This is a genomic window from Pseudofrankia inefficax (genome assembly GCF_000166135.1).
Classification (GTDB): Bacteria; Actinomycetota; Actinomycetes; order Frankiales; family Frankiaceae; genus Pseudofrankia; species Pseudofrankia inefficax.
The window spans coordinates 6972328-6986306 of record NC_014666.1; the positions used below are offsets into that span (position 1 = coordinate 6972328).

The 13979-nt window shown below is 69.4% G+C and carries 12 protein-coding genes; 6 read left to right on the forward strand and 6 right to left on the reverse strand.

Annotated elements, in window-relative coordinates; all coding sequences use genetic code 11:
• Window positions 1-48: 48 nt before the first annotated feature.
• The 5 genes from FRAEUI1C_RS28190 to FRAEUI1C_RS28210 all read right to left on the reverse strand — a co-directional run bounded on the left by FRAEUI1C_RS28190 (window position 49) and on the right by FRAEUI1C_RS28210 (window position 5050).
• Window positions 49-993 carry a glycosyltransferase gene (locus tag FRAEUI1C_RS28190; RefSeq protein ID WP_013426774.1) on the reverse strand — a complete coding sequence of 315 codons (945 nt, stop codon included), beginning with the start codon at window positions 991-993 and terminating at the stop codon, window positions 49-51.
• Window positions 986-1552: a hypothetical protein gene (locus FRAEUI1C_RS28195; RefSeq protein WP_232425152.1), complete on the reverse strand. Its 567-nt coding sequence runs from the start codon at window positions 1550-1552 to the stop codon at window positions 986-988. The genes FRAEUI1C_RS28190 and FRAEUI1C_RS28195 overlap by 8 nt, the downstream gene beginning before the upstream one ends.
• Complete coding sequence (locus tag FRAEUI1C_RS28200; RefSeq protein ID WP_013426776.1) at window positions 1549-3342, reverse strand: hypothetical protein; 1794 nt, start codon at window positions 3340-3342, stop codon at window positions 1549-1551. Before FRAEUI1C_RS28200 ends, FRAEUI1C_RS28195 begins: the two co-directional genes overlap by 4 nt.
• Window positions 3343-3959: 617 nt before the next feature.
• On the reverse strand, window positions 3960-4253 hold the full coding sequence (locus FRAEUI1C_RS28205) for a hypothetical protein (RefSeq protein ID WP_013426777.1): 294 nt from the start codon (window positions 4251-4253) through the stop codon (window positions 3960-3962).
• A 71-nt stretch (window positions 4254-4324) separates the two neighbouring features.
• A complete protein-coding gene (locus tag FRAEUI1C_RS28210; RefSeq protein ID WP_198318643.1) occupies window positions 4325-5050 on the reverse strand; it encodes a hypothetical protein in 726 nt (241 codons plus the stop codon).
• A gap of 30 nt (window positions 5051-5080) precedes the next feature.
• On the opposite strand from FRAEUI1C_RS28210, the gene FRAEUI1C_RS40480 reads away from it, so the two are divergent.
• From FRAEUI1C_RS40480 to FRAEUI1C_RS39820, 4 genes are all read left to right on the forward strand, one after another.
• Complete coding sequence (locus FRAEUI1C_RS40480) at window positions 5081-5383, forward strand: hypothetical protein (RefSeq protein ID WP_198318644.1); 303 nt, start codon at window positions 5081-5083, stop codon at window positions 5381-5383.
• Between the two features lie 454 nt (window positions 5384-5837).
• On the forward strand, window positions 5838-6392 hold the full coding sequence (locus FRAEUI1C_RS28215) for an AAA family ATPase (RefSeq protein WP_013426779.1): 555 nt from the start codon (window positions 5838-5840) through the stop codon (window positions 6390-6392).
• Entirely contained in the window at window positions 6376-6954 is a 579-nt protein-coding gene (gene rnhA / locus FRAEUI1C_RS28220) for a ribonuclease HI (RefSeq protein WP_013426780.1), read from the forward strand. The genes FRAEUI1C_RS28215 and rnhA overlap by 17 nt, the downstream gene beginning before the upstream one ends.
• A 46-nt stretch (window positions 6955-7000) precedes the next feature.
• On the forward strand, window positions 7001-7381 hold the full coding sequence (locus FRAEUI1C_RS39820) for a hypothetical protein (protein ID WP_157735064.1): 381 nt from the start codon (window positions 7001-7003) through the stop codon (window positions 7379-7381).
• A 109-nt stretch (window positions 7382-7490) separates the two neighbouring features.
• Here the strand turns inward: FRAEUI1C_RS39820 and FRAEUI1C_RS37760 are convergent, their stop codons facing one another.
• Window positions 7491-8786: a toll/interleukin-1 receptor domain-containing protein gene (locus FRAEUI1C_RS37760; RefSeq protein WP_071587964.1), complete on the reverse strand. Its 1296-nt coding sequence runs from the start codon at window positions 8784-8786 to the stop codon at window positions 7491-7493.
• Between the two features lie 486 nt (window positions 8787-9272).
• Here FRAEUI1C_RS37760 and FRAEUI1C_RS40485 point away from each other — a divergent pair, with 486 nt between their 5' ends.
• Window positions 9273-9713: a hypothetical protein gene (locus tag FRAEUI1C_RS40485; protein ID WP_198318645.1), complete on the forward strand. Its 441-nt coding sequence runs from the start codon at window positions 9273-9275 to the stop codon at window positions 9711-9713.
• Between the two features lie 93 nt (window positions 9714-9806).
• The gene (locus FRAEUI1C_RS28230) at window positions 9807-13934 is read left to right on the forward strand and encodes a hypothetical protein (protein ID WP_013426782.1); all 4128 of its coding nucleotides are present in this window, start codon (window positions 9807-9809) and stop codon (window positions 13932-13934) included.
• Window positions 13935-13979 lie beyond the last annotated feature (45 nt).

Genomic DNA, 13979 nt, shown 5'->3' on the forward strand with positions numbered 1-13979 from the left:
AGTCGCGCCGATCCGGGCCGCGTTGGCACTCCCGCAGGCGCCCCGGCCTCAGCCTTGGAGCAGAGAGTCCAGCGCACGGACGCTGAAACGCAGGAGACCCGCCTCGAACCGGATCGGATCGTCGCTCGCCGGACGGTACGCGGCCATACGCTCGTGGATCTCTCCGAACCAGCCACGCACGGAACTCGTCTGTTCGGCGCGAAGCCGTCCGGTGCCCGCGGCGTGAGCGAGAAAGACCTCCAATTCGGCGCGGAGGAGGTCGGGTTTCGGGCGCTGAGGGTTGGTCCAGTCGTCGGCGAGGACGGGGCGGACGCGGGCGGGGGTGTCGTTCCAGGCCAGGTTGATCACTGTCTCGACGGTGAAGTCGTCGGGCAGGTCAATCTGCCAGAGCTCGCTGCTCGCGGCTCGTTGGCCGGACCAGGGAGTGGTCCCGACCTTGGCGAGCATTTCGGGGTAGAGCCGGCCAGCGAGCGGTGCGAAGAAGCCGTAGTAGTTGAGCTGTGGGTAGAGGGGCCGCCAGTAGAGGTCGGCGATCGTGGCGTCGGCGGTGCCGGCAAGTATGGGCCGCAGCAGGGTAGCGGCGATGGGTTCGGGGCCGTGGTAGCGGAAGTCGCCGTCGACCATGGCGATGATGCCGTCTTTCGCGGCGGCCAAGCCGGCTTTGAGCGCGACCCCCTTCCCGAGGCCGCACTCGATGACGCGCCCGCCAGCTTGATCGGCGAGGGCGGCGGTGTCGTCAGCGCAGGCGCTGGCCAGAACGATGACCTCACCCTCGGCGCCGAGCAGGTTGAGAGCGCGTCGGCTCTCGGTGACGACCTCGGTGATGGTCTCGGCTTCGTTGTGTGCCGGGATGCAGATGGTGACGGGCTGGCGGCGTGCCTGTAGTTCGCGGGTGGGCACGAGATTGAGCCCCAGGGCGGGGTCGATCTTCGGTGCCGCCGCGTCGGTGGCGTTCTCGCCGGTGGCGGCGGTGTCAGGGAGGGTGTCAGTCAAGGAAGGCTCCCTGCCAGAGCGGGTTGCGGTCGCGGTGCGGTCCGATGATCTGGTCCTCGTGGGGGTCGAGCGGGATCAGTCCTGGTGTCGCCCAGGCCGCCGTGGCTGTGCCGGGGGCGTTGCCGAACCAGATGCCGTCGGGGATCGGTGGGGGTTGGGCGGCGCCGACGCGGTCGAGGATGAGCTGGCGGACCTCGTAGTCCTGGCCGGCGGGCATGGCTTTGCCTGCGCTCCCGGCCGCGCCGCAGGCCGCGAGCTGGCGGCGGACGCGGCGAGTCCACTCACCATGCTCGGCGACGGCGCGCTGGTATCGGGTGGCGTCGCCGCCGGTGTCGCTCGGCGGGTCATAGAGCATCATCCGGCGCAGGCTGAACGGGCCGGAGGCGCCGAACGTGCGGCGGAAAAGCAGCAGGTCGAGCCCGTCTCGCACGTCGGCCCAGGTCGGGTCGGTGAACCAGGCCGGGTCGACCTGGATGACCAGAACGTCTGGCGCCGAGGTCACGCGCTCCAAAGCCTGCTCCCAGGCCGCCAGGGTCATGGGCCCAGGCGCGGTCGTCACTGCATCACCGCTTCCAGGATGCCCATGAGCTCGCCGATCTGGGCCTCCCGAGGGCCGAGTCGGGCGTGTCCAGCCTCAGACCAGGTCAGCATCACCGGTTCGGCGGCCGGCTCGCTGGTCAGGCTGAACCGGGCAAGTTGCAGCCCACCGCTGAGCAGCGGCAACGGCAGCAGGTCGGCGAGGCGGCGTGCCTCGGTCGGCCGGTGGGTGAGCAGCCGGACGAGCGCCGTCAGGACGGCCGCGGCCGGCCGATCCGCCGGGCCGTACATTTCCAGGCTCTCGGTCAGACCCCAGCGCGCCGAGTCGGCGTGCACAAGCCGCCACAGCGACGGCTCGGAAGGCAGGTCAGACAGCGTGCGTGCGAGCCAGTCGAACGCGGCCTCGGCGTCGGGCAGGCAGTCGTGGGTGGAGAACATCGACAGCTGGGACTTCAGGTAGCGGCGGTCGGTGGAGAACGCCGGGTCCTGCTCGTAGCCGGGCGGCGGGGTGAACCGCCAGTTCCGCAGCCCGGCGATCACCGTCGCCGCGAGTTCGAGCGACACCGCATTCAACCCGCCGCAGGCTCGCAGCGTCTCCTCGGTCATCGGGCCGGTCCGGCGGTGGCGGCGTTCGCCGTACTGGCCGATGCGGCGTTCAATTTCGGTGAGCACACAGTCACCGTGCCAGTAGTTGCCGTAGAACTTCTCCCCCGTCAGCACCTCGGCGAGGATGTACAGCCCACTGCCGACCCAGGAGCCGCCGAACTCACACAGCGCCGACAGCCACACCAGCAATGCCCGCGGGTCGCTGAGTCCCGCCGGCCACGGGTCGCCGTGGTCACGGAAGAACCCGGGCGGGTCTGGGTCGACGAACTGCACGATCCGTTTACGGCCGGACTGCACCGACGCGACGATCTGCCGGGCGCCGACATTGTGTGCGTCCTGCTGGAGAAGCTCATGCGCGGCCTGCTGCAGCCAGCCAATCACCCGGCACACCTGGCCCAGGCTGACTGCGGCCTCCAACTCGGTGACCCGACCTTCAGGGTCGGCCGCAGCGGCGGGCAGGGTGAGCTCGGCGAGCCGGTAGCTCGACTGCAACGTCCCATCGATCAACTGTGGCAACGCGACCCGCGCCGCGTCGCCGGTCAGGTTGTCATACAGCACCGCCCGGCCGATCCGCTCGACCAGGTACGTCAGCAGCACCAGCCGCCAGCGCACCACCCGCGGGTCCTTGTCCGCACGGCAGTACATGCCGATCTCAGTAGCCCGCTGCGAAAGGCTCGCGACGTCACCCCGGTCGATCGCCGTCTCGACCCCGGAAAGGAAATCCTGAATCAGGTGCCGGTTCTTCAGCCGGACCGGAGTGCCACGCCGGGCCGCGCGCCGCAGGTCCCTGGTCGCCAAGGTCGCGAGGAAACGCCGCCGCCCCTCGCCGCCGAGCGCCTGTAACGACTTCAGCAACGTGTAGATCCCGAGCACCGACTGGATCACGACCAGCGCCAGCCCCGCGTTGATGACCCCGGGATTCCCCCCGATGTCACCCGCCGAGGAAACCAGGATCGACGCGAACCCGACGACCAGCCATTCCGGCAACGCGATCGCGACGACGACATCGAGGAACGACGGCCACACCGACTCCGCGTCGGCACTCACCGCGAACACGATCGTGTGCGCCGTCAGCACCGTCGAGAAGATGCCGAAACCCAGCTGCCACAGGACGGCGGCCTTGTCCTTCGGAACGTCCGTCCCGCGCTCCGCGAGGATGATCGCGGTGGCGGTGAACAGCGTGACCAGCGCGGCCTGCACAGCCACCCGACGTCCAGCGCGCAGCCCGCGCACGGGCCTCCCGGGTCCAGGGGACACGAGCAGCCATCTTGACACGCTCCGACACAGACCGCTCGCCGTTCGCACCTATGCCGACGGCAACAGCCGACCGAATCAACAACCCCGCGCCCGGGCGTCGCCACTCCAGACCTGCTGCCGGGCCCAGGACCTTCAGACGTCGCGCCTACGGTCAGGAGGCGGCGGTCGGGAAGCTGCGCGGCCAGGTCGCGAACGGCGGGCAGGCGGGCCCAGTCTGGGTTGGCGGTGATCTGTCGAGCGACGCCGGCGGCTCGTCCGAGGGTGTTGCCCTCATTCCCGTCGGCTGTGCGGAGGGCGTCCTGGAGAGCGGCGGCGGCCTGCTCCGGGTCCGGGGTTGCTCGGCGGATGAAGGCACGGGCGAGCGCGCGGTACGTCCCGGTGGCGCGGCGGAAGTGGCCGGAGCCTGTGAGCAGGGCGAGCGAGGCGCGGGCGTGGCGTTCGGCCACTCGCCGACTACCGCGCGGCAGGCATCGCGCCGGACCGGGTTATCGCCGGTCAGCCACGCGGGCGTTGGCCGCGCGGTGCGATCAGGATGTCGGTGCCGATGGTGGCTCGCCGGCCGTACCCTAACGTGTCCGCCGGGTGATCGTGGCGAGTTGGGTCAGGGCATCGTCCCGGGTGTGCTCGTCGGGTTCGCGGGCGGCGTCGGCGGCGCGGTTGATCGCGTCGCGGGCTTCGGCACGGGCAGCGTCCAGGTGGGTGACGGCTTGGTCCGCGCGGACTTGCTGGGCGGCGGCGGTCTCGCGGGCCGCAGCCAGGAGCTGTTCGGTCGAGGTGGCGCGTAGCTGGGCGAGTTCGGCGGTCTGGCGGGCGGGCACCTCCTCTCCTTGAGCGACGACGAGCTTCCGGTCGGCGTCCATCCGCGCCCGACCTCTCGGTGGCCCGCTGGGTGGTGACAGTTGATCGGCGGAGCTGGCCTGCCCGCCCTGTTTCACCGGTCATCACGTCCGGACAGCTCGGCAAAGGCGCGCAGATGGAGTCGCACCGCGATAACGCTGGCGAACCAGGTGAAGAAGTCGCTGTTCCGGTCAAGGCCGGCCCGAACCGTGTCGCACCAGTCCTGCCGATCGAGCACCGCGAGATACTGCCGCACCACTTGGTCTCGCTGTTCGGCGGTACAACCGAATCGTTCCGCGCTCCGCTTCGCCAGCTGGTGCGCGATGAGCGCCGCGTCGACGTACCGGTTCACGGCCGGCATCTGCCGGCCGAGGTGAGCGGCGTGCGCGGCCAAGACGATGGGCGCCGGCGGATACCGCTCCAGGGTCATGCCCATGCCACCACAGTCAGCCATGATCTTGAGTAGTCGACCGGTGTGATCGACCAGCTCATCGTCGACATCGGTCCCGACAATCGCTTCGTGCAGGTGGGCCGCAGTGGCGACCTCGCCGGCGAAGTAGCCGTTGAGGAAGTCGCCGTCGCAGGCATGGCGCAGCAGCCACGGCCGTGAGGTGTGGGCACCCTGCCGGCAGAGTGCCTCGATGACGTAGACCCGCCCCCAGCCCGCGACGCGCTGGGCCAGCCACATCAATGCCTGTTCGCCTCCGCGGCGACGCTGCAGCGCCTCGGCAGCCAACGACCCGAATCGGTCCGAGAGCAGGCCGATGGTCTGGATCAGCGGGATGTCCTCCTGCGCCCAGTCCGTGGCCAGCAGCGCCAACCCGACGGTGGCGGAGCATCGATCGCCGCTGTGCCGTACCAGCCACCGGCCGGTTCGTCGCACTCGCTGCCGGTCCGCACGCAGCGCCGCCGCGGCGATGTGCTCGTTGCGGTGAATCGGGACGTGGACGTCGTGGAACGCGTCGGCAAGTTCGCTCGGTGGCGCGTCGACCTTGCTGAAGTGCAGGTCGAGGATGGCAGCGACATCGGTACCGACGAGTCGCCGATCCTTTTGGGGCAGCGGTCGCTGCCGCCGACAGTGGAGTTCGTCGTCCGGATACGGCTCACCATCACGCGGCAGAGGACCGTCCGGATTTTGCCGGTGCAGACGTAGAGCATGGTCGTACAGGGTGGTGTGGGACCCGAGCGATCCAGGCTCGGCCGTCTGCTCACCGGCGGACGGAGGACTCGATTCTTCCGATCATGATCCAGATCATGTCAGGGCTCGACCCGCTAAGGCAAGTGACCACACTGCGCCTCGGAAGTTGGACGAAGTCCCGAACGCGGCCGTACAGCTCACTGCCATCGCCGATGTCACCGTGGATGTCATGCGTGGCCGAGCTGCGGAGTCTCCCGCCAATGGGCGGACCTCCTGTCCCGCGGCAAGGACTTCCTCGACCCCCTGCCCATGAGCGCCCGAAAGCGAGCGCACCCGAGTCTGGCTCGCCGCCGACATCACCGCCTACAAGGCCGGGCGCGACCAGCAGCCGAAATAGCCGCCCCCGCAGTCACCCAGCCCGTGTCCGATGCCGCACCCTCCACGACGTTGCCGATCTAGGCTGCCACCTGTGTCGACACGCGGGGACTCGGACCGGCCGCCGTCGCTCGTCGTGTTGCGCGGTCCGTCCTGCAGCGGCAAGACGACGACGGCGCTCGCGATCCGCCAGGCGGTCGGCCGTGGGGTGGCGGTGGTGCAGCAGGACGTGATCCGCCGCGAGCTGCTCCGCGAGCCGGACCTGCCACATGCCCTGAACATCGACCTGATCGCCACGATCGTGACACGGTGCCTCGCAGGCGGCTACGACGTCATCCTCGAAGGCATCCTGGACGCCTCCCGCTACGGCGCCATGCTGCGATCGCTCATCGCCGCGCACCCAGGCCGCGCCCATGCCTACTACTTCCACCTCCCGTTCGAGGAGACGGTGCGCCGACACGCGACAAAGCCGAACACCCACGGCTACGGCGAACCTGAACTGGCCAGGTGGTATGTCCCGAACGACTTGCTGGGCGTTTCCGGGGAACGGATCATCGCGCCCACCGAAGCCCAACAAGATATCGTGACCCGCATCGTCAGCGAGGCCCTGCCACAAGGATTGGAAGCGGCGATTGACCGGCCGGGATGAGCAGACCGAGGGCGCGGCCGGGCAGAGACCAGCTGCGGTCGCCCGGCACCGCACCTCGGCCGATCGCACGGTCGGAGTCGCCAGCGGCGGCGGAGGACCGCAAGGGGGCCGCGAGGGTGTCGTCGAGATCTACACCGACGGCGCCTGTAAAGGCAATCCCGGCCCGGGTGGGTGGGGCGCCGTCCTGCGTTATGGCACGCATGAGAGGGCCATCTGCGGCGGTGAAGCTGGCGACACCACGAACAACCGCATGGAGCTGATGGCGGCGATCATGGCGCTTGAGGCTCTCACTCGACCATCGGTCGTACGTATCCATACCGACTCCCAGTACCTGCGTAGCGGCATCAACGAATGGCTCGCCCGCTGGAAGAGGAACGGTTGGAAGACCGGCGAGAAGAAACCGGTCAAGAACGTCGACCTGTGGCAGCGCCTGGACGCGGCCACGAGGGTGCACGACGTCGAGTGGCTGTGGGTACGTGGGCACGCCGGCGATCCCGGCAACGAGCTCGCCGATCAGCTCGCGAACCGCGGGCTGGTCGGCGCCCGCCGCCAGCGAAGCTGATCTCCGTGCGCCGAGATGACCCTTAGGCGCGATCCGCCGTGCCGCCATGCGGCCGACCACGGCGGCTGCCCGCGCGGTCATCGACGACGAGGTCCGCGGCATCCGAAACCAGGTCGCCCAGGCCACTTCGGGCCCGGTCCGGTTGTCCGACGCCGAGGACCAGGTCGTCGGAATTCGCTGCCTGAGGCTATGGAGCGAGCACGGCTGGACTCCTTGGCCGGAGCACGGAGAAATGCCTCCGGTGGAGGGTTGCGATGGCCTCTGCGCCAAGCCGCTCGGTGGATGGCCGGACTGCGACCAACAGCATCGTGAAAATGGCTATTCGGAACAGGTCCGGCTGAAGACAGTTCTGACGGCGCTGGGGCCGGTTCAGATCGATATTCCGGGGATTGGAACGGCAGTTCCATCCAGAGGATCGCGAGGATGATTGCGAGCCATCCGGTCAGCGGGCGTCGCTGGTCCCGGCCCGGCCAAGTGATGGCCGGAGGCTTCGGGGGGCGACTGGTGGTCCCACAGCGGTTTGAAACGGGTTGCTTCTAGGCTGATGGAAGAGAACCGAAGGTTGTATCCAATAGTATAATGTAAAACAAGTCTGGATGTGGGATATGCGGAATTTGGGTAAGTACTGTACCGTCGGTCGACTTCCATTCGAGGACGAACGTGCCGAAATCGAAAATATGACCAAGAAGTGACCGGGTATAGGTCATATCTGTGATTTGTTCCAGCGTTGCGCCGATCACGCTTTGGTCGGTAATCCCTGACACGCAGACGATCCGTAAGTTAGTGATCACTATCTGTTCGCAAAAGCGGGCAACCGCGCGACGTACGACCGCCCTTGCGAGGACCGTCATTGCGGTGACCGTGAGGAACGCGAGACCCCACTCGACCCATCCGAGCCAGCCGCCGGTCCGCACAGCGAGGAGGGCGATCGCGACAGAGAGGAGGAATGGCAGCAGGCAGAGTGTTGGCAGCTCGCTGGCCCAGTGGGGGCGCACCCTGACAAGAGCGTGCTCGCCCATTGAAAGGAACGGTAGCCGTCCCTCTTGATGCGCGGCGTTGGCGTCCGACACCAGCCCGTCAGGATCGGCGAGGTCGGGGCGGCGGTCCGCGAGCATCGCACCCAGCGCGACGACCACCGCCCAGTCGCCCGTTGCGTGTCGAGCCCGGAGGTGAGCCACGAGAACGTCGACAGGGTCCCGCTTCCGGTCGTCGGTTTCGATGTGGCGCGGAACAGGACGCAATCCCGAGAATTTTCCCGGAAATACCGAGGCGGCGATCTCCCTGCTCGACGGGATCGGCGAGGATACATCGGCCTCGCCGAGAAGGCCTGGGTATGTGGGTTCAGCCGTTGGCTTAGCGCGTCCGGCCGTGGCATTTCGGATGCCTTCGAGCAGTGTCTTCCGTGCGTCCATAACGGTTGGTTTGGCGGACAGGTCGACGGGGATTATGCTGCCGAGCAGACCCGGCCTGGAGCAGTCTTCGACGCACACCGGTATGAGCCGGCGAGCGAGCCCCTCCGGATCGCGTCGAAATACGGCCTGCCACGCCTCTTGCTCAAAGACAGATTCGATATAGGCGCGCGAGACGACGGCGATCGTGTGGTCGCTCTGGTGGATTGCCGTGTTCATCTGGTTCATCCAATGCGAGCCGGGCACGCCATCCCAGGCTTGCAGGAGAACTCTGTGCTGGTCTCTTTCTAATTGCCAGGCGATCCATTCGGCCCACGCCTCGTCAACCGGCGCATACGACACGAAGAAGTGCCACGCTCCCGGCGCGACTGTTGGCGCAGTGTCCGCTGGCAAGCGCGTGGGCTCGTCGTCCCCGTTCGCCACACCGGTAGCGTAGCCGCTTTCGGAGGAGCTTCTCGCGCTCGGCCTGCGGCTACCCGCCATCGCAACGGCCAGCGTCCGCGCGGACGTCCCGTGAGCCTGCGCCGGGTGCTGCGTAGCTGGTGTGTGCCTACCTCCCCGAGACCTGCCGAGTCGGCGAAACAAGCTCCGCCCTCGGGCGTGCACCGATCTCCTCCCAGCGGGGAGGCGTTCCCTACCGGTCATCTGTCGATGCCGGGCGGGGCGCCTGGCGCCGCCGTCGGCCCAGACAGGTTCGACGTTGTCTTGTCTGCGGGTGACCCGGTCCAGGACGGTGCGGGTGTCGGGGGGTGAGGTCGACGCCGAGGGGTTCGAGGGCGTCGGTGAGCCGCCGATAGGCCAGCCGCGCGGCGTCCGGGCGGCCGGTGGCGGCGCGGATGCGGATCCTCTGGACGTAGAGCGCCTCGACGTGCGGCGCTCGCCAGAAGCACCGAGCTGGTCAAACACCTGGTGTTGCGCCCCTATCCTGGTGCTCCCGAGGGTGACGCCGACGCGTACATCGACCCGGATCACTTCCACGAGTTGTTCTTCGCCGACGTGGACGCGGAACAGGCGGCATTCATGGCGTCGAGCCGGCGTGGCTTCGCCGCGTCGGGCTCCCGACCGGTCGCGCCTGCCCCCTCTCCGCTCGACGGCGGGGAAGACGTCGCTCTCGTCGATCCGGCCGGAGGCAATCCGCGAGTGCGCTTCGGTGACGTCATCTCTGAGATTCCGTGCCGCTACCGTGACGCGCGGCTCGCAAAGAAGGCCGATTTCGGCGGTCGCGGCGTGAAGGTTACCGCCCCCATCCAGCCCGTGGGGATAAACCTCGAACCTACCGTAGAGCCGTTTGCTCGTTGGGCGGTTCAGCTGTTAACCCCACCGAGGGCTGAATTTCGGCGGACGGCTTGACGGGAGACCGCGCTGTGCGCTGAAGTCGATGCCGTGTCCGTCGGGGGGCGCACCTGGAACTCTCCCTCGCCGGCGTCGCGCCTTGGGGGATCCATGGATATCAACGAGCTCGACAGCCGGTTACGAATATCGAACGGAGTGTTCGCCCTCACGGGCGACACCATTCCGAACACGACGGTGGTCGACCTGCTCGCGCGGTACACCGCGGGCTCGCCGCTTACGCTGACCGGATCCGTCAAGCAGCGGACGGGACCGGGCCACCGGACGATCTCCATTACGGGCACCAGCAGCTTTCTGAACGTCACGGGCCTGCGGACCACTGCCTCCTTCACTGTGGACGGGGCGGGGCGGCCGCAGATAGCCGTGCGGTTCGACCTGGACACCCGCCCGGGGCACTGGCGCTTCTCCACCAGTTTCCCCGACCTGCCGCCGTTCAAGGCGACCCTCGGGGAGCCGGTCGACGACCAGCCCCAGCCGCCGGGACCGAGCCGCCGAGGCCCGAACCGGCCCCGCAACCAACCACCGTCACCGTCGGTCCCGGGCTCCCCGTCGCCGCCGGGCACGATCGATTCGGCCGAGCCAGGGCTGCTCGACACCCTGGTCCTCACCGACGCGGCGTTCATTCTGACCAGCCAGGACGGCGACGCGGACGGCATCGCGATCCAGCGTGGCCTCACCTTCGTCGGCAAGGTCGACCCGACGCCGTTCGTAGGTCCGCTCGAGCTGCTTGTCGGAAGCCTCGGTTCGCTGCCGATTCACGGCCCGATCCTTTTGCCGCTTCCCACCGACGTCACCCCCGAGCTCGCGCCGGACAGCTGGCCCTGGGAGAAGGGCGGGAGCACGGTCGCGGGGATCACCCTGAGTGTCGACCTCGGCAACGCGCCGCCGCTGCCGGGCACCGACCTCAGCCTGCGCGACCCGCGTCTCGTCATCTACACCCCGACCGGCACGACCTGGGCCAAGGCGAACGACAGCTACCAGCCGACGGTCGGCCTGACGGGTGACGTCACCGTACCGTCCCTGAGCCGGACGCCGATTCACCTGACGGCCGACATCCCGCCCGGATGGACGGACGCGTCCCTCACCGCCACGTTCGCCGACCTGCCGTTGACCAGCCTGGCGCCGCTGCGGGGACTCGTCGGCCGGGCGGACCTGTTCGGCGCGCTGCCGGCATCGCTGCGCTCGGCCGGGCCGGCACTGGGCGGGATCGCCCTGCGCGCGGTGCGGATCGACGTGTCCGCGTCGGGCCGTGCCATCGCCGTCGAGGAGATAGCCGTCACCGTCGGCCTTCCGCGGCTGTCGTTGGCGGTCGCCGGCGTGGCCACGCTGACCGGGCTCGAGGTCACCTTCGCCGTGGCGTCGCCGTCGCGCGCACCGACGATCGACCTCGGGATCGTGGGCACCGGAACCATCCCGGCCCTGGGCGCCGCCTTCGAGCTGGAGCTGGACGTGACCCCCGGCGGGGCGATGGACAGCAGCGTCGCCTTCGGCAGCCTCCTGGACGCGACGATCCCGCTGGCGCGGGTGTTCGGTGATCTGGGGCTCCCGGCGCCCGCCGATCTGACGATCGCTGCCGCGAACGTCGTCATCAGCCCAAGCGGCGGCTACGAGCTCGACGCGCGGCTGGCCACGGATCCGGGCTGGACGCTCGACCTCGGCCCGGTGCCCGTCACGGTCCGCGACCTCGTGCTGGTGGCCACGAAGCCGCGGGGCCAGCCGACCTCGGCGTCTCTCACGGGCCAGCTCGCGTTCGGCTCGGCGCTGCGGCTCAGCGTGAACTACAGCCTGCCCGGCGAGTTCGTCCTGCTCGGCTGGTTCGGGTCGACGTCGCTGCGGGCGCTGGTCGCCGCCCTGTCCGACGCCCCCGTCGACCTGCCGGCCGGGTTCGACCTCCAGATCGAGCAGAGCTGGGTCCGGATCGACCGGACGGGTGGCGGGCTGCGTCTCACCGCCGACACGGTCATCGACGGGTTCGGCGAGCTGGTGTTCACGGTCAGCCGCGCCCAGGGGCGGTGGGGCTTCGCGGCCGGAGTCGACCTGCGCGCCGGCCTGGCCGCGCTGTCCGCGATTCCCGGGCTGACGGCGCTGCGCGAGTTCGAGTCGGTCACCGGCCTGAGCGACCTGATGATCGTCGCGTCCTCGCTGGACGATCCCGGTTTCACGTTCCCCGATCTGGCGCCGTCGCTGCCGGAGTTCGGCGCGGGCCGGATGCGGCTGCCGGGGTGGGCGCTCGGCGCCACGCCTGGCCTGACCGTCTACGCCCGCGCCGATCTGGGCCGCAGTCAGGGCATCCAGACGATCGCGCGCTGGCTCGGGGCGAGCATCGACGGTTCGGTCGGGGTGACGCTCACGGTCAGCGCCCCCGACCCGGGGACCGCGTCTGCGCTGTTCATCAGCGTCGCCACGACGGTCGACGGGGTGGTCGTCGCCGGCCGCCTGGGCCTCGCGTTGGTCGACGGCCGGCCGGCGGTGTTCCTCGACGGCACCGCGACCGCCACCATCCAGGGGCAGCCCGTGACGTTCGCGCTCGGCGCGTTCGTCGCCGTGAACGGTGTGCTGATCACCGGCGGGTATCGCGGCACGATCCGGTTCTCCTTCGTGGACGGCGGGTCCGGGCTGGCCCTGAGCGATCTCGGCCTCGTGGTCGGGCTGAGCTGGGAAGGCATACCCGCGTTCGGTATCGCGGCGACGATCGACGTCGGCACGTTCGAGAGCTCGCTGGCGGTCTTCTTCGACTCGGTGGACCCCTCGCGCAGCCTGCTCGCCGGCTCGGTCACCGAGCTGAGCCTCCTCGACGTCGCCACGACGATCGCGGGCACCAGCGTCGCCGAGCCGCTCGCCTCCGTGCTGCGCCAGATGGCGCTGCGCGCGCTCGACGCGTTCACGATCGACGGATCGGTCGCGGCCGCCCTGGACGGCCGCGACCTCGCCGCCGTCTCCGCCGCGTTCGCGCCGCACACGCCACTGCCGTCAGCGGGAGACCAGGTACTGCTCGTCACGGCCACCCCGGGCCAGCGCTGGCACGTCACCGATCTGAGCACCATGACCCACTACAGCCTCACCGGGTCCGGCGGGGTCATCCAGGTCGCCTACGACCCCCAGCTGTACTGCGCGCCGAGCCCGACCCAGATCGGGCCGAACACCTTCCCACGCGGCTTCCACATCGAGACCGCGATCGAGTGGTTCCTGCCCGACATCGACCGGCTTCGCGTCGAGATCGACCCCGATCGCGGCATCGCGGCCGACCTCGACATCGCCCCGTTCGTCATCTGGCGCAGCGACTTCTTCGCCCTGACCGACGCGTCAGGGACGGGCGGGCCGACGCTGTCGCTGGCGACGTTCACCCAGTCGGACGCCACCCAGCCCGATCCGGCGCTTCGCCCACCGCACCTGCTCGTCAGTGCGGCCGTGCGGCTGCTCGGCACACCGCTCGGCTCGGCCTATCTCGACGTGAACGAGTCCGGCCTCACCGTGCGGCTGGTCGAGACCACCGCGAGCGGCGTCCGGCTGGACCTCAGCGGCACCGTCGGCCGGGACGCGCTGGCTCTCACGGCCGGGCTCGGCGTCGGCATCGGCGGGCGCATCGACCTCGGCCCGCTCGGCTGGATCGACGTCACCACCCAGGCTCACGGCAGTCTGGACGTCGGCTACGCGAAGAACGTCGCTCATGCCACCGTCCAGGCCGGGGTGACGCTGCCGGTGCTCGGCTCGTTGGACCTCCCGCCGCTGAGCCTCACCGTCAGCGGGACGGCGATCGGCGACATCGGCGGCGCCCTCTGGGCGGAGCTCGTCGAATCGGTCAAGGCCGCCGTCCAGGACGCCGCCCGCTGGCTCGACCTGGTCAAGCAGGGTGTCATCGCCGGGATCGCGGGTGCCGAGCAGATCGGCCAGGTGCTCCAGCACCAGTGGGGGCTCGCCGCCGACGGCGTCGGCGGTCTCATGCACGACGCCGGATACGCGGCCGACGAGATCGCCACTGGCATGTCGGCGGCCGGCGCCTCCGCCGAGCAGATCGGGCGCACCCTCATCGGCTTCGGCTATGCCACCGACGCCGTCGCCGACGTGGTCGGCGCCTTCAGCGGTCACACCGACTTCTCGCTCGGCCACGTCGACACCCCGCAGGTGCACACCGATGGCCACGCCGACGTACTCGGCATCGGTGGCCACAGCGACACGACGTTCGTTCCGCACGGCGACACGAGCACCCACGTCGACACCTGAGCCCGTCGCCCGCGGCCCACTCGCAGCCCAGAGCAGCTCGGCCCG

What these genes read in the sequence shown, in the direction of transcription:
- FRAEUI1C_RS28205 (WP_013426777.1), bottom strand. Translation starts at nt 4,253, where the DNA reads ATGGACGCCGACCGGAAGCTCGTCGTCGCTCAAGGAGAGGAGGTGCCC.
- FRAEUI1C_RS39820 (WP_157735064.1), top strand. Translation starts at nt 7,001, where the DNA reads ATGCGGCCGACCACGGCGGCTGCCCGCGCGGTCATCGACGACGAGGTC.
- FRAEUI1C_RS28230 (WP_013426782.1), top strand. Translation starts at nt 9,807, where the DNA reads ATGGATATCAACGAGCTCGACAGCCGGTTACGAATATCGAACGGAGTG.